Annotated in this window: 13 protein-coding genes; all 13 read right to left on the reverse strand. The window is 36.9% G+C overall.

Annotation, left to right across the window (positions count from 1 at the left end):
• From ftsZ to BTR34_RS04130, 13 genes are read right to left on the reverse strand one after another with little or no spacing between them, the layout of a single operon-like run.
• A complete protein-coding gene (gene ftsZ, locus BTR34_RS04070; protein ID WP_068482245.1) occupies nucleotides 1–1,911 on the reverse strand; it encodes a cell division protein FtsZ in 1,911 nt (636 codons plus the stop codon).
• Nucleotides 1,912–1,952: 41 nt separating this feature from the next.
• Nucleotides 1,953–3,293, reverse strand: a complete 1,341-nt coding sequence (ftsA, locus tag BTR34_RS04075) for a cell division protein FtsA (protein ID WP_068482242.1) — start codon at nucleotides 3,291–3,293, stop codon at nucleotides 1,953–1,955.
• A gap of 5 nt (nucleotides 3,294–3,298) precedes the next feature.
• Nucleotides 3,299–4,018 carry a cell division protein FtsQ/DivIB gene (locus BTR34_RS04080; protein ID WP_068482240.1) on the reverse strand — a complete coding sequence of 240 codons (720 nt, stop codon included), beginning with the start codon at nucleotides 4,016–4,018 and terminating at the stop codon, nucleotides 3,299–3,301.
• The gene (gene murC / locus BTR34_RS04085) at nucleotides 4,008–5,360 is read right to left on the reverse strand and encodes a UDP-N-acetylmuramate--L-alanine ligase (protein WP_068482237.1); all 1,353 of its coding nucleotides are present in this window, start codon (nucleotides 5,358–5,360) and stop codon (nucleotides 4,008–4,010) included. Before murC ends, BTR34_RS04080 begins: the two co-directional genes overlap by 11 nt.
• A 1-nt stretch (nucleotide 5,361) precedes the next feature.
• Entirely contained in the window at nucleotides 5,362–6,450 is a 1,089-nt protein-coding gene (gene murG, locus BTR34_RS04090) for an undecaprenyldiphospho-muramoylpentapeptide beta-N-acetylglucosaminyltransferase (protein ID WP_068482234.1), read from the reverse strand.
• Nucleotides 6,437–7,636 carry an FtsW/RodA/SpoVE family cell cycle protein gene (locus tag BTR34_RS04095; RefSeq protein ID WP_068482231.1) on the reverse strand — a complete coding sequence of 400 codons (1,200 nt, stop codon included), beginning with the start codon at nucleotides 7,634–7,636 and terminating at the stop codon, nucleotides 6,437–6,439. The genes murG and BTR34_RS04095 overlap by 14 nt, the downstream gene beginning before the upstream one ends.
• A gap of 1 nt (nucleotide 7,637) precedes the next feature.
• The gene (gene murD, locus BTR34_RS04100) at nucleotides 7,638–8,972 is read right to left on the reverse strand and encodes a UDP-N-acetylmuramoyl-L-alanine--D-glutamate ligase (RefSeq protein ID WP_068482228.1); all 1,335 of its coding nucleotides are present in this window, start codon (nucleotides 8,970–8,972) and stop codon (nucleotides 7,638–7,640) included.
• A 1-nt stretch (nucleotide 8,973) separates the two neighbouring features.
• Nucleotides 8,974–10,194 (reverse strand): phospho-N-acetylmuramoyl-pentapeptide-transferase, encoded by a 1,221-nt coding sequence (gene mraY, locus BTR34_RS04105; protein WP_068482226.1) that lies wholly within the window; start codon nucleotides 10,192–10,194, stop codon nucleotides 8,974–8,976.
• A gap of 29 nt (nucleotides 10,195–10,223) precedes the next feature.
• Complete coding sequence (locus BTR34_RS04110; protein WP_068482224.1) at nucleotides 10,224–11,687, reverse strand: UDP-N-acetylmuramoyl-L-alanyl-D-glutamate--2,6-diaminopimelate ligase; 1,464 nt, start codon at nucleotides 11,685–11,687, stop codon at nucleotides 10,224–10,226.
• On the reverse strand, nucleotides 11,684–13,690 hold the full coding sequence (locus BTR34_RS04115; protein WP_068482221.1) for a penicillin-binding protein: 2,007 nt from the start codon (nucleotides 13,688–13,690) through the stop codon (nucleotides 11,684–11,686). Before BTR34_RS04115 ends, BTR34_RS04110 begins: the two co-directional genes overlap by 4 nt.
• The gene (locus BTR34_RS04120) at nucleotides 13,691–14,014 is read right to left on the reverse strand and encodes an FtsL-like putative cell division protein (RefSeq protein WP_068482414.1); all 324 of its coding nucleotides are present in this window, start codon (nucleotides 14,012–14,014) and stop codon (nucleotides 13,691–13,693) included. It lies immediately after the preceding gene.
• 1 nt (nucleotide 14,015) lies between these two features.
• Nucleotides 14,016–14,918, reverse strand: a complete 903-nt coding sequence (gene rsmH, locus BTR34_RS04125; RefSeq protein WP_068482219.1) for a 16S rRNA (cytosine(1402)-N(4))-methyltransferase RsmH — start codon at nucleotides 14,916–14,918, stop codon at nucleotides 14,016–14,018.
• Entirely contained in the window at nucleotides 14,908–15,381 is a 474-nt protein-coding gene (locus BTR34_RS04130) for a division/cell wall cluster transcriptional repressor MraZ (protein ID WP_074472099.1), read from the reverse strand. The genes rsmH and BTR34_RS04130 overlap by 11 nt, the downstream gene beginning before the upstream one ends.
• Nucleotides 15,382–15,523: the final 142 nt, after the last annotated feature.

The raw sequence follows: 15,523 nt of genomic DNA on the forward strand, positions 1-15,523 counted from the left end.
CTAATCTACATTATCATGTAAAAAGGAGTTATTTGAACGCAACTGGATATCATCATTACTATCATCGCTAAGCGATGTTCTTGAGATTTTACTTTCTCTAGGATTATCATTTAAATTCACTCCCTGCCTTTGGTAAGCGGGCTTCTTGTCATCATAACTACTAGGTGTACTAGTTTTAAACTTATAATTGAAATCTTTAAGTTTTCTTCTACGCTCGTCAGCTCTATCTCTTAGCAACTCTTCTATCGGAGTTTCCATAGGATCTAACTGCTCATCTGGATTGACTTCCCTTCTTGGAGCTACCGTTTTTTTCTCAAATATAAGTTCATCTTGAATAATCTTAGGCTCGAACTCTTCTGCCTTTGATTTAGCACCCGTTAATTTATTTTCAAATTTCATGTAATCATCTAAGCTATAACGCTTTTCGCCCTGCTTGTTGTACTCTAAAACAGGAATGACCTCAATACTGTCATTAACATCCAAGTCTTTAACCTCATCATGTAAGTCAAACATAATGACATTCTCTGATTCCTCTTCTTGAGATTTAAAATCAAAACTTAAAGCGAAATTATCATCTTCATCTTTAATCTTTAAAACCTCTGGGTCAACTACTTCAATATCTCTTATGGACTTTGGAGCATCAATTATTACAAATTCATCCTCTGAAATATTTGAAGCTAAAACTTCTTCATAAAATACATTGAAATTTTTGATGTAGTTCGTTGTAGGAATCAAATCAAAATCAGACTCCTCAACGAACTCATACTTTTTTACAGGATTTACCTTTACAACCTCCTCCTCTACTTCATCCATTTCTAAAGTATGCACCGTTTTAGAATTGGATAGCAACATGGCTTCAGCACGCTGCCCGTCTTCTAAGGTATGAATGATTTTTTTTGATTCAGTATTTACAATATCATCTTGTTGTTCGATATTAAAACCCGTGGCAATTACAGTTACGGCAATGGCTTCTCCTAAGCTTTCATCTTCACCAACACCCATAATAATGTTTGCACCATAACCTGCTTCTATCTGAATATGATCATTGATTTCTCCTATTTCATCAATAGTAATTTCTTGTGCTCCTGAAACAATTAATAGCAATACATTTTTTGCTCCTTGAATTTTATTGTCATTTAACAACGGGGAATCTAACGCTTTCATGATCGCTTCATTTGCTCTTGCAGAACCAGATGAAATAGCAGAACCCATAATAGCCGTACCACTATTAGATAAAACGGTTTTAGCGTCACGTAAATCTATGTTTTGGGTGTAATGGTGCGTAATTACTTCCGCAATACCTCTTGCGGCAGTTGCCAATACTTCATCTGCTTTAGAAAAACCAGCTTTAAAACCTAAATTTCCGTATACCTCTCTTAATTTGTTGTTATTAATGACAATCAGCGAATCGACATTTTTACGTAATTTTTCAATACCTCTTTGCGCTTGTTCAACACGCATTTTACCTTCAAATTGAAAAGGCATCGTAACGATACCTACGGTAAGAACATCCATTTCTTTTGCAAACTTGGCAATAACGGGAGCAGCACCAGTTCCTGTTCCCCCACCCATACCTGCAGTAATGAAAATCATCTTTGTAGTGGAATCTAACATTGTTTTGATTTCCTCCATACTTTCCATTGCAGCCTGTTCTCCTACTTCAGGATTGGCACCAGCACCCAAACCTTCTGTTAACGAAACACCTAACTGTATTTTGTTAGGTACAGGACTATTGTCCAATGCCTGTGAATCTGTATTACAGATTACAAAATCAACTCCGTTAATTCCCGCCTGAAACATGTGATTAATGGCATTACTACCACCACCACCTACACCAATGACTTTTATTACGTTACTTTGATTTTTTGGTAGATCAAATGAGATATTGTCAAATTCGCTGTTCTTACTCATATTCTAATTATTACTGGTTATGTTTTTTTAATCTATGTTAATTACTCCGCGTTATCTAAAAACTCTTTCAATTTTTCAGACCACTTATCAAAAACAGACTTACGCTCCTTATGGATATTTGGGCGTGTTACCGCTTCGGTTTCAGTATCGGCATAAACTAACTCCTCTTCTGCTTCTTCTAGTTCTTGTTCTATTTCCTGTTGTATTATCTTTTTTTTCTCTTGGTTCTTAACTGCATTCATTAAAAGACCAACAGCTGTGGCATACAAAGGACTAGCTACCTCTTCATCAGAATCGCCAGCTAAATGCTCGTTTGGATATCCAATACGCGTATCCATACCTGTTATATACTCTACTAATTGCTTTAAATGCTTTAGTTGACTACCGCCACCCGTTAATACAATACCCGCAATTAGTTTTTTCTTTTGCTCTTCGTGACCGTAATTTTTGATCTCTACGTACACTTGCTCAACAATCTCCACTACACGTGCATGAATTATTTTAGATAGGTTCTTTAAAGAAATTTCTTTTGGTTCCCTACCACGTAATCCTGGTATGGATACTATTTCATTATCTTTATTTTCACCTGGCCATGCAGAACCAAACCTGGTTTTTAATAACTCGGCCTGTTTCTCTATAATAGAACAACCTTCTTTTATATCTTCGGTAATTACGCCCCCACCAAAAGGAATAACCGCTGTATGTCTTATAATACCGTCTTTAAAAATGGCTAAATCGGTTGTACCACCTCCTATATCTATTAATGCAACACCCGCCTCTTTTTCTTCTTGACTTAATACGGCGTCCGATGATGCCAATGGCTCTAAGGTAATATTACCTAAATCTAGACCTGCACTTTTAATACAGCGACCTACATTTTTTATAGAAACAACTTGACCAACTACTACATGAAAATTAGCTTCTAGTCTACCGCCGTACATTCCAATAGGCTCACGTATTTCAGCTTGCCCATCAACTTTATATTCTTGTGGTAATACATGAATAATTTCTTCGCCCGGTAGCATAATCAATTTGTGCACTTGATTACATAAGATATCTACATCATCCTCGTTAATAACTTCTTCAGAATCCTTACGGGTAATGTAATCGCTATGTTGCAAACTTCTAATATGTTGACCGGCGATACCTACTACAACAGACCCGATTTTAAGTCCAGAATTTGCTTCTGCTTCTTCTACTGCTTGTTGTATAGATTTAATGGTCTGCGTAATATTATTTACCACACCTCTATGTACACCTAAACTTTTGGCTTTACCAATACCCAAAATTTCAATCTTACCGTATTCATTTTGTTTACCAATAATTGCAACGATTTTTGTTGTTCCAATATCTAGACCAACTGAATATTTAGTTTGTTCCATTTTAATTATATTTTAGTGCACACCACCTGGTTATTGAATTCTAAACTTACTACGGCGTAATCTTTTAAGGTTTCATCCTTATTTGCCTTGGCATAAAATGCCTTGAAATTGCTAAACTTCTCCTCTAAATCTCCTGCATCGCCTAAGTTCACTACAAAATTATTAAGCCTTAATCGTAATTGATAATCTTTATCACCCTTAATGTGTATTCCGATTACCGATTTTCGAAAAAAATCATCTTTGTTTATATGCTCCAATATGACATAGACATCCTCAAGGCTTTTACCACTGATATTGCCTGTTATTATGGGAACTCTTGCTGAATGATTGTTAGAAAGTGGCATTCTCTTTCCTTCATCATCCAAATAATATTTAGTATCCCCCTCTATGCGTCCGATTGGTTTCCGTTGAATAATTTTCGACGTAAGCTCACCATCAATAGTTAGATAGACTTGGGCACTTTTCACCATTTCATTGGCCTCAATGGCCTTTTCTACAGTATTCAAAACTATATTTTCTTTGGGGACATTTTCAAGACTACCATAATTTTGTATTAACAATTTATTAACCGTCCCTTCAGTTAGGTATAAATTATCATCGCCAATGAACTCAACTTTCATTGATGCTACATTTTTAGCACTACTTCGACCATTCGAAAATGCATATAACCCCATGATTACCAGAATCAAAGCGGTCAACTTCAAAAAATTCCAATTAATCTGCATACGATAACACTTTTTTTATTTTTACAACTTCTAAACCAATATCTCCTGCTCCCATCGTTACTAAAACTTCTGGATTTTGATTATTAATTTCAGAAATGATTTGTTCCTTTGAAATTAATTTTTTACCACTACTTGTAATCTTTTTAAGTAACCACTCGGAATCCACTCCTTGTATAGGCTCCTCTCTTGCCGGATAAATATCTAGTAACAAAATATTTTCGAATTGTGATAAGCTTTTTGCAAAATCATCAGCAAAATCCCTTGTCCTTGAAAATAAATGTGGTTGAAAAATAGCCAACACTTTTTTATTTGGATGCATCTCCGATACTGCATCATAGACTGCATTTATTTCCGTTGGGTGATGCGCATAATCGTCAATAAAAATAAAATCATCTGTTTTAATCTTATATGAGAAACGCCTTTGCACTCCTTTAAAAGTCGCAAGTGCCTCAGCAAGGCGATCTGGGGGGGAACCAGATTGCATCGCCATTGCAAAAGCTACTAGACCATTGAGCAAATTATGCCTTCCTGGTTTGTTAAATTCAACCCTTTCAATTTTAAAATCGGGGGTCTCCAAATCGAATATGTAGGTGCCATGTTCTATTTTTATGTTTCGGATACAATAATCCGAATCGTCTTCAATACCATAGGTCAGCCCCTCTAAAGGCAACCCTTTTCTAACAAATAACTTACCTCCTGGTTTTAACCGTTTGGTAAAGTCTACAAATGTTCTTTCCAATTCTTGCGCATCTCCATAAATATCCAAGTGATCCGCATCCATTGAGGTTACACAAGCTACATTTGGTGTTAATTGCATAAACGAACGGTCAAACTCATCGGCCTCTACTACCGAATAGTCTGTGCCTTCTAGCAAGAAATTACTATTGAAATCTTCTGAAATACCTCCTAAAAACGCTGTCATTTCTACACCTGTTTCTTTTAACAAATGGGCCAAAATACTTGAGGTGGTCGTTTTACCATGTGTACCGGCTACCGCAAAACAGAAACTATCTTTTGTTATAAGCCCCAATACCTCTGAACGCTTTTTTATGACAAAACCATTGTTTAAAAAGTATTGGTATTCTGAATGGCTTGGTGGTACTGCAGGCGTATACACTACTAGTGTATTCTTAGTATTCTTATATTCCGTAGGTACAATATTTAAATCATCACTATAGTGAATATCAATACCTGTACTTGCCAATTCTTGTGTTAACGGGCTCTCTGTTTTATCATATCCAGCAACCTTTTTATTTATAAAAGCAAAATAGCGCGCCAAGGCCGACATACCAATGCCGCCTATGCCTATAAAATACACTCTATGTATTTGCTCTATATTCATTTTACTTTAATAATTTTTCTATTTCATTACAGATATCTGCCGTAGCATTTGGTAACGCCAAGGCTTTACTGTTCCTTGATAATTCTGCTTGCTTTTCTGGTGAGGCAAAAACTGCTTCAAACTCACTTTTAAAATTCTCGTTCAACTCTTTTTCCCTAATCATAATTGCTGCATTATGACCTACTAGCGATAGTGCATTCATGGTCTGATGGTCTTCTGCAACCACTGGTGACGGTATGTAAAATGTTGGTTTACCCACCAAACATAACTCTGATACCGCTCCTGCTCCTGCTCTTGAAATAATAAAATCTGCAGCTACATAAGCCTTGTCCATCGTATTCAAAAATGCATGCACTTTTATATTGTTAGATTGATGCAATTTGTAGGTTTCATAATATCCTTTTCCACATTGCCAGATTACTTGCAACCCTAATTCTTCAAAATAGGCTAGGTGCTCTGCTATAAGTTCATTTATACGTCTTGCACCTAAGCTACCACCCAATACCAATAAGGTTTTCTTATTCTCCTTTAATTCAAAATAATCCAGAGCTTCACTTTTAGTAGCTTTCAATTCCACCAAATCTGAACGTACAGGATTTCCTGTTTTTACTATTTTATCTTTTGGGAAAAACTTTTCCATGCCATCATATGCCACACAAATTTTTGCCACTTTGTCTTTTAATAATTTATTGGTAATACCCGCAAAAGAATTCTGTTCTTGTAACACACATGGTATTCCTTTTACAGTAGCCATTTTCAACAACGGACCACTAGCAAAACCACCTGTGCCAATTACGGCATGGGGCTTAAACTTCGATACGATGCTGTTTGCTTTCATTAAACTACTTATCAATTTTATAGGAAACAGTACATTTTTAAGGGTTAGTTTCCGTTGTATCCCTGTAATCCACAATCCTTCTATTTTGTACCCTGCTTGTGGTACTTTCTCCATTTCCATTCGATCCTTTGCGCCTACGAACAAAAATTCGGCATCAGGATACCTTCTTTTTAATTCGTTCGCTATGGCAATCGCCGGATAAATATGTCCGCCCGTTCCACCACCAGATAAGATGAATCTATAACTGCCCACTTAAAATCTCTAAAGGGTTTGTTTCATCTATATCATCAGCAGAACTCTCCTGAACTATACTTTTATTACTTGCACTTAATATGATTCCTATTGCTAAACAGGTCATCCAGCTTGATGTTCCTCCACTACTGATTAATGGTAAATTCTGTCCCGTTACCGGAAACAGCTCTACCGCTACCGCCATATTTATTAAAGCCTGAAATACAATGGGCAAACCAACCCCCAACACTAGCAACTTGCTAAAAACCGTAGCCGTACCATTAGCTACAACCACAATACGGAACAACAAAAACAGGTAAAAAAACATTAACCCGAAACCACCAATTAATCCATACTCTTCAACGATAATTGCATAGATAAAATCTGATGAACTCTGTGGCAAAAAGTTCTTTTGCACACTCTTGCCTGCACCTTTACCTACAATACCACCCGTTGCAATTGCAATTTTGGCTCTTTCTATTTGATAATTTGCCTCGGTATCTTCTGGATTTGAAAAGCTATCTATCCTGCTCATCCAAGTATCTACCCTATTTGGGAATAAATCTGGAAATGCTTTAGCTGTTAAGACAAATAGTGTTAAAAACAGGACTCCTGCCCCTACAATTCCCAACAAGTATTTCATAGGATATCCGCCTAAGAAACACAATATCATTACCATAGAAAATACAATACCGGCTGTTGAAAAGTTTGCAGGTAAAATAAGCGCAACTACTAAGAAAACAGGAAGCCACAATGGCAATATGCTTTCTTTAAAAGTTATTTTAATATCTCTGACCTTAGAGAAATACCGCGCTACATAGATCATTAATACGACCGATGCCAAGTTTGAGGGTTGAAAACCAAACCCCACTAACGGAATACGAATCCAACGGCTATCATTAGTACCGCCCCCAGATGTACCTTGTGCCAATACAAAAACAAGCAACACCAGTACAATTGGAAGCGCAATCATAGACAGCCCTTTAAAGAAATGCGTAGGTATTTTATGTATACCATAAATAATTCCAAAACCTAAAACCAACAGTATAGCATGTTTTACCAAATGACCAACGGTTGTACCATTACCAACTACATATACCAAATTACTACTGGCACTATATACTGGTAAAAATGAAAACAATGCCAAAAGTGCCGCAATGGCCCAAATGGCTTTATCTCCTTTTATATTTTGTAATATGTTCAACACCTTATAGGTTTTTTACACAGTTCTTAAATTGATCTCCGCGATCTTCATAATTCTTAAACAAATCGAAACTTGCACATGCTGGTGATAACAAAACAGTATCTCCACGTTCTGCAATTTTATACGCAACTTTTACAGCTTCTTCCATTGCAAATGTTTCTACCAAAAGATCTACTGCATTACCAAATACATGCTTAATCTTTTCATTATCCTCACCTAAGCAAATTATTGCTTTAACTTTTTCACGAACTAAAGGCATTAGCTCCATATATTCATTGCCTTTATCTACTCCACCTACAATCCAAACTGTTGGCGATTTCATACTATCTAAAGCGTAATAAGCCGCGTTTACGTTTGTTGCTTTAGAATCATTGATATATTCCACATGATGAATTTTCAACACCTTCTCCAAACGGTGGGGAGCCCCTTGAAAATTAGAAACACAAGCTCTTATCGTTTCCTTACGGATACCAACTAATTTTGCAATTGTTGCGGCTGCCATTGTGTTCTTTACATTGTGCTGACCTTCTAAGGCCAAAGTGTCTTTAATCATGCTAATAGTGTCAGTTGTTGTTTTTATTATTATCTCGTTTTGCTCTATAAATGCGCCTTCTTCAAATACTTTATTTAATGAAAAGGGCATTAATTTTGATTTAACCGGGTGATTTTTAAGCCATTCTACCAAAACGGTATCATCTGCATCATAAATCAAATAATCGTTTTCGTCTTGGTTCTCCGCTATTCTAAATTTAGAAGCGATGTAGTTTTCAAACTCATATTCGTACCGATCTAAATGATCTGGCGTAATATTCGTAATCACAGCAATACTGGGTTTAAAATCCACAATACCGTCTAATTGAAAACTGCTTATTTCAAGTACGTAATACTCAAAATCATTCTCCGCAACCATTTTTGCATAACTATCACCAATGTTTCCTGCCATACCCACTTTTAATTCGGCACTGGCCAAAATATGGTTGGTTAGCATTGTCGTAGTGGTTTTTCCATTGCTTCCCGTAATACCAATAATTTTTGCATCAGTGTATTTCGATGCAAATTCTATCTCTGATATTACCGGAACGCCTTTCTCAACCAACTGCTTTACCAAGGGCACTTTATCCGGTATACCCGGACTTTTCATTACCAAATCGGCTTTTAGTATGCGGTCTTCAGAATGCTGTTCTTCTTCCCAATCAATTCCAAAATGTTCAAGAACGTTTTTATACTTCTCTTTAATTTTTCCTTTATCGGATACAAAAACCTCGTATCCCTTTTTTAATCCTAAAATGGCCGTTCCTACCCCACTTTCTCCACCGCCTAGTACTACCAACAATGCCATTTTATCTAATTTTTAGAGTAACTATAGATACAATGGCCAATAGTATTCCTACAATCCAAAAACGGGTTACAATCTTGCTTTCGTGATATCCCATTTTCTGATAGTGGTGGTGTAATGGTGACATTAAAAATATACGTCTGCCCTCACCAAATTTTTTCTTAGTGTATTTGAAATATCCAACCTGCATCATCACCGAGAGTGACTCCGCAAAGAAGATTCCGCATAACACGGGAATCAATAATTCTTTACGAACAATAATTGCTATTACGGCAATAACACCCCCAATTGTTAAACTACCCGTATCTCCCATAAATACTTGCGCTGGGAACGCATTGTACCATAAAAATCCAATCAAAGCCCCAACAAATGCAGTTATAAATATCAATAATTCTCCTACTCTTGGTATGTACATAATATCCAAGTAATCAGAGAATATGATGTTACCAGACACCAGTGCAAATATGCCCAGTGTAAATACTATAATTGCTGATGTGCCTGCTGCAAGACCGTCAATACCATCCGTTAAATTTGCTCCGTTAGATACTGCCGTTACAATTAAAATGATAATAGGTATAAACAACAACCAGGCATATTCTTTTGCCCCATCACCAGCCCATGATAATAGACGCCCATAATCAAACTCATTATTCTTAAAAAAAGGAACCGTAGTCATGGTCGATTTAATTTCCGGTCCTTTTACCTGCTCTACCACAAAATCTTTAGTAATAATTGATTTATCGTGATCACGCATGGTTACTTCTGGATGAAAATAAAGTACTGCCCCTACGATTAAACCTAAGGTTACTTGACCCAACACCTTAAAACGTCCTTTAAGTCCCTCTTTGTTCTTTTTAAATACTTTTATATAATCATCTAAAAACCCTATTGCGCCCATCCACAGCATGGTAAAAATCAATAGCATGATGTAAATATTATCTAACCGTGCAAAAAGAATAACAGGTATTAAGGTTGCCATTATAATTATAACCCCACCCATTGTTGGTGTACCTGCCTTTTGCTTTTGACCATCTAAACCTAAATCGCGAATAGTTTCACCTACTTGTTGCTTTTGAAGAAATAGAATTACACGCTTACCATATACCGTTGCAATCATCAGCGAAAACAGAATAGCCATTGCCGCACGGAATGTGCTGAACTGAAACAGCGAAGCTCCAGGCAACTGGTATTGTTTTTCTAAATATTCAAACAGGTAGGTTAACATATAATTATGGTCTTGTTTCTAAGCTTTAGTTATTTATCTAGGCTATTTAATAGCTCTTTTACTATTTTAAAATCATCAAAATCTATACGAACTCCGTTGGTTTCTTGGTAGGTCTCATGACCTTTACCTGCTACCAAAATAATATCGTTATCATTCGCTAATTGGCATGCTGTTTTAATGGCTTGCTCTCTATTTTCAATGGATAAAATCTTTTTAACATGCTGTGGCTCTACTCCGGCTTCCATTTCCGCAATAATCTCAGAAGGGGATTCTGTTCTAGGATTATCAGATGTAAAGATGATTTTATTACTCATTTCCGAAGCGATATTGCCCATTACCGGACGCTTTGATCTGTCTCTATCGCCACCACACCCCACAACGGTGATGACGTTTTCATTTCCAGTTCTCAACGTGCTGATTGTCTCAAGCACATTTTTTAGGGCGTCCGGCGTATGGGCATAATCAACTATAGCCGTAATCTTATTTTTTGATATGTAATATTGAAACCTTCCATCTACATTATCCAACTCGCTCAACAAGCGAAGGGTTTCTATTTTCTCTAATCCCAACAATTCTGCCGAAGCATAAATTGCTAACATATTATAGGCATTGAAACAACCTATTAACTTAATCCACAGTTCGTTATCGTTAATTTTCAACAACTGACCATCGAACTGGTTTTCAAGAACTTGTGCCCTATAATCCGCATAATTTTTTAGCGCATAGGTATACTTTCTAGCTTTGGTATTTTGTAACATTACCAAGCCATTTTTATCATCAATATTTGTTAGTGCAAATGCCTTTTTAGACAACTGATCAAACAAAATCTTTTTGGTATCTCTATAGTCAGCAAATGTTTTATGATAGTCTAAATGATCATGAGACAGATTCGTGAAAATTGCTCCTTCAAAAACCAAACCTTCCGTTCTTTTTTGATGAATACCATGAGAACTTACTTCCATAAAGCAATACTCAACACCTGCATCATTCATCAACCTTAAATGCTTGTTGATTACCAATGCATCGGGAGTGGTATGTTTTGTTGCATACTCCGTATCATCAACCATTATTTTAATAGTGGATAACAAGCCTACTTTATACCCTGCTTTTTTAAATAACTGATATAATAAACTTGATACCGTTGTTTTACCATTGGTACCCGTTACACCTACTAATTTTAAATTCTTAGACGGTGTACCATAGTAATTAGATGCCATTAATGCCAATGCCTGATTGCCATTTTCCACCTCAACATACGTAACTCCATCCACCATATTAGCAGGCAATTGCTCACAAACAATAGCTCTTGCACCGGCTTTTACTACTGCGTCTATATAGTTATGACCATCCGTTAAGGTGCCTTTTATAGCTACAAAGGCATCACCATTTTGTACTTCTCTAGAATCGAAACGAACTGAAACTATATCACAAGAGGTTGTACCGCTAACCGCAGTAATATTCACTCCATATAATATGTCCTTTAGTAGTTTCATATTAATTCCAATACTATCTTTTTCACTGATTTTAAATCGGTTCCTTTAGAAATGGACTGGTTTTTTACCTTTCCATTTCCTTTTACCACTACTTCTATACCTAGGTTTTCTAAAATTGCAACAGCATCCATACCGCACATACCTTGTACATTAGGCATCGCTGAAAATTTTTGTTGCGCTGTTTTAAAATAGGCCTCATGCGAGTTTTCATTACTTGCAATCAACACATCTTTTACATTTACTTCACTTGTTAATGGCGATGTAGCATATACTTTTTGTGCTACAGATTTAAATACCGGACCCGATACATCTGCTCCGTAATACCCAACACTTTTGTCTGGTTTATGGATAACTACAATACAGGAATACTTAGGATTGTCTGCCGGAAAATACCCCGCAAACGATGATATATATTCATATTTACTACGGTCTTTAGACACATAGTTAGTCTGCGTAGTTCCAGTTTTGCCTGCCATAGAAAAATTCTTGGAGTACATACCGTGACCTGTACCATGGTCCTTTTCCACTACATTCTTTAATATCTTTTGCACTTTTTTCACCGTTTCTTGTGAGCAAATGGCGGTATTCAATACTTTTTTATCAAATTTCTGTATGGTCTTGTTCCACTCCTTAACTTCTTTCAATAGCCTTGGCTTTACCATTTCCCCGTCATTGGCAATAGCATTATAAAATGCCAATGATTGTAGCGGAGTAACAGATACTTCGTAGCCATAAGCCATTTGCGCTAACGAAAGTCCAGACCACCCTTTATCACCAGGGTATCGCAATACAGGTTTACCTTCACCAAGAACAGGAAGCCCTAATTCTTTATGAATACCCATACTCATTAATCGGTTTACATATTTCTCTGGGTTATCCTTATACCCATTATGTATCATCTTGGCAAAGGCCACATTAGACGATACTTCAAAAGCGGTTGACATGGTAATTTTTCCATGACCACCACGTTTGGTATCCTTTATGGTATGTCTATATAGTTTCCAAGCGCCTTTTTCAGTATCGATTACAGAGCTGGTATCTATCACCTTATCCTCTAATGCCGCTACCAAATTCACCAATTTAAAAGTGGAACCTGGCTCGTGCGATTCACCGATAGCATAATTTAAACGCTCGTAATATTTTCCATCTGGAGTCTGACCAAGGTTTGATATTGCTTTTACCTCGCCCGTTTTCACTTCCATTACAATAACGGTACCGTGGTCTGCCTTATAAAGTTCCAATTGCTTCAATAAAGCATGGTGTGCTATATCTTGTATATTAATGTCTATTGTAGAATATACATCGTAGCCATCTTTTGGCTCTACAATATTATCGTTGCCTAGTGGTTTCCACTGCCCTTTTGCTATTTTTTGCTTTAAACGCTTTCCTTCAACTCCTCTTAGGTATTCGCCAAAAGCACCTTCCATACCTACACGTGTGTAATATCCGTTTTCATCTACACGCTCGTACCCAACACTACGTTCTGCAATTTTACCCAACGGATGCTCCCTCTTCGTATCTTGCTCAATAATAAGTCCGCCTTTATAAGCTCCTTTATTAAAAAGCGGAAAAGTCTTGACATCCATATACTCGGAGTAGTCAAGATTACGTGCTATTAGTGTATATCTGTTTTTGTTCTCTCTTGCCTTTCTAAGTAGTTGTTGATAGTGAGACGATGTTTTCCCAAACTCTTTTGCCAGAGCGTCTGACAAAGGTTTTACGTTTGCCTTAAAATCTTCGTTACTTACCGTAACCGCATCAAAACGGATAGTGTATTTAGATACCGAGGTTGCCAGAAGGCTACCATCATCTGAATACAAATTGCCTCTGTTTGGCTGAATAGTAAACATTCGCTCTGTACGCGTGTCTGCCATTGCCTGGTATTTTTCACCGTCAACAAGTTGTATGGACACCAATTTAAACAGTACGGCGCCAGCAAACAGCACAAGAAATGCGGCTACAATATAGAGGCGTTTAAGTATACTTTTATCTGTTGCGGCCATTTACTCGACATTTAAAGATTTGACCCTAATTTTTTGTGGTGGCGTTTCTGAAGGAAAAAGTCCTTTCTCAGCTATTTTACCGGTAATACTCGATTCTAGTTTCAACTGCTGCACATCGGACCGCATGTCTACAAACTCGTTTCGCAATTCTTTTACTTCTTCGTTAAGCAATGCTATTTGATGCACTTTTTGGTCTGCACTATGCGAGCTACTGATCATAACCGTTGCCAAAAAAGAAATGAAAATGATGAACAGCCAATTCTTAGGGGCGTCGCCGCTTACCAAAAATTTGCCTTTCAATAGGTCCAATACCCCCGTTTTCATTTTATTTTTCGCCATTACGCTCCGCTATTCTTAATTTGGCACTACGTGCTCTATTATTTTGTTTTATTTCTTCTCGTGTCGGAACTATTAGTCCGCCTACTTTTTTTAAGGGAACATCTATATTGCCATAGAAATCTTTTTCTGGCTCTCCCTCAAACTGTCCCGCTCGTATAAACCGTTTTACCAATCTATCTTCTAAAGAGTGATAACTTATAACACTCAACCTTCCCTTCGGATTCAATAAATCGGGCACTTGTTCCAAAAACTCTTTGATCACTTCAATCTCCTGATTCACCTCTATACGAATCGTCTGATATATCTGTGCCAATATTTTATGCTGCTTATGCTCTGGCAAAAATTGCTTTAATGCTTGTTTTAAAGCATCGGTTGTTCTTATTTCTTCTACTTCCCTACTTGCTACCAGTACTTTTGCCATGGCGTTTGCATTTCTTATATCACCATAGTCAAACAACACCTTACGCAAATCGTCGTACGAATACTTGTTTACCACCTCATAAGCAGACAGCGTATTACGCTTACTCATTCGCATGTCCAAATCTGCATCAAACCGCGTAGAGAATCCTCTTTCCGCCTGATCAAACTGATGCGATGAAACGCCGTAATCCGCCAAGATTCCATCTACTTTCCGAATGCCATAGAACTTTAAAAACTGAGCTATATATCTAAAATTTTCCGCTATCAGCGTAAATCTTGGATCACCTAATGCATTTGCTTGCGCATCTTCATCTTGGTCAAAAGCAAACAATTTGCCTTCCGCTCCCAGTCTTTTCAATATTTCTTTAGAGTGACCGCCACCGCCAAATGTCACATCTACATACACCCCATCTTTTTTGATGTCCAAACCATCTACTGATTCTTTCAGTAAAACCGGATTATGATACATCCTTATTCTCTTTTTGGTTCAACATTACACGTTTTACCAAATTCTTTTTATCTTCTTTTGATATGGATATAGTTGCCTCGTACTCCTTAACATCCCATATCTCTAAATGCTTACGCATGGGTACTATTTTCACTTCTTTCGTAATACCTGCCAATGAAATAACATCTTTAGCAATTAATAGCCTTCCACTACTATCTACCTCCACTGGGCGAAGTCCGTCTGTAAAAATCCTTTGAAACAACTGGCTTTCTTCATCAAACCTATTATTCTGGTCCATTTCTGCCATTATCTTATACCATTCTTGCGCAGGGTATAATTCCAAACATTCATTGTAGTACGACTTCTTTATAAAAAAACCTTCATTTAAAATTGGCGTCATTTGATTGCGCAGCGTAACCGGTAGCATTATACGCCCCTTTGCATCTGCTTTGCAGTTAAATGTCCCAAAGAAATAAATGTCCAAAATGGAGTTGTTTTATTTATATAACCCAAATATATAAATATTATTACCACATTTTACCACTAAAATCCACTTTGTTAATAAATTACCCCACTTTTTGACGACTTTTTACACTTCATCGATTTTTAAAGGATAATTTTCCCAC

This window comes from Maribacter hydrothermalis (assembly GCF_001913155.1).
In the GTDB taxonomy this organism is placed as follows: domain Bacteria; phylum Bacteroidota; class Bacteroidia; order Flavobacteriales; family Flavobacteriaceae; genus Maribacter; species Maribacter hydrothermalis.

Excerpts from the sequence above, each read along its gene's own strand:
- ftsZ (WP_068482245.1), bottom strand. The coding sequence starts at position 1,911 with ATGAGTAAGAACAGCGAATTTGACAATATCTCATTTGATCTACCAAAA.
- ftsA (WP_068482242.1), bottom strand. The coding sequence starts at position 3,293 with ATGGAACAAACTAAATATTCAGTTGGTCTAGATATTGGAACAACAAAA.
- BTR34_RS04080 (WP_068482240.1), bottom strand. The coding sequence starts at position 4,018 with ATGCAGATTAATTGGAATTTTTTGAAGTTGACCGCTTTGATTCTGGTA.
- murC (WP_068482237.1), bottom strand. The coding sequence starts at position 5,360 with ATGAATATAGAGCAAATACATAGAGTGTATTTTATAGGCATAGGCGGC.
- murD (WP_068482228.1), bottom strand. The coding sequence starts at position 8,972 with ATGGCATTGTTGGTAGTACTAGGCGGTGGAGAAAGTGGGGTAGGAACG.
- mraY (WP_068482226.1), bottom strand. The coding sequence starts at position 10,194 with ATGTTAACCTACCTGTTTGAATATTTAGAAAAACAATACCAGTTGCCT.
- BTR34_RS04110 (WP_068482224.1), bottom strand. The coding sequence starts at position 11,687 with ATGAAACTACTAAAGGACATATTATATGGAGTGAATATTACTGCGGTT.
- BTR34_RS04115 (WP_068482221.1), bottom strand. The coding sequence starts at position 13,690 with ATGGCCGCAACAGATAAAAGTATACTTAAACGCCTCTATATTGTAGCC.
- BTR34_RS04120 (WP_068482414.1), bottom strand. The coding sequence starts at position 14,014 with ATGAAAACGGGGGTATTGGACCTATTGAAAGGCAAATTTTTGGTAAGC.
- rsmH (WP_068482219.1), bottom strand. The coding sequence starts at position 14,918 with ATGTATCATAATCCGGTTTTACTGAAAGAATCAGTAGATGGTTTGGAC.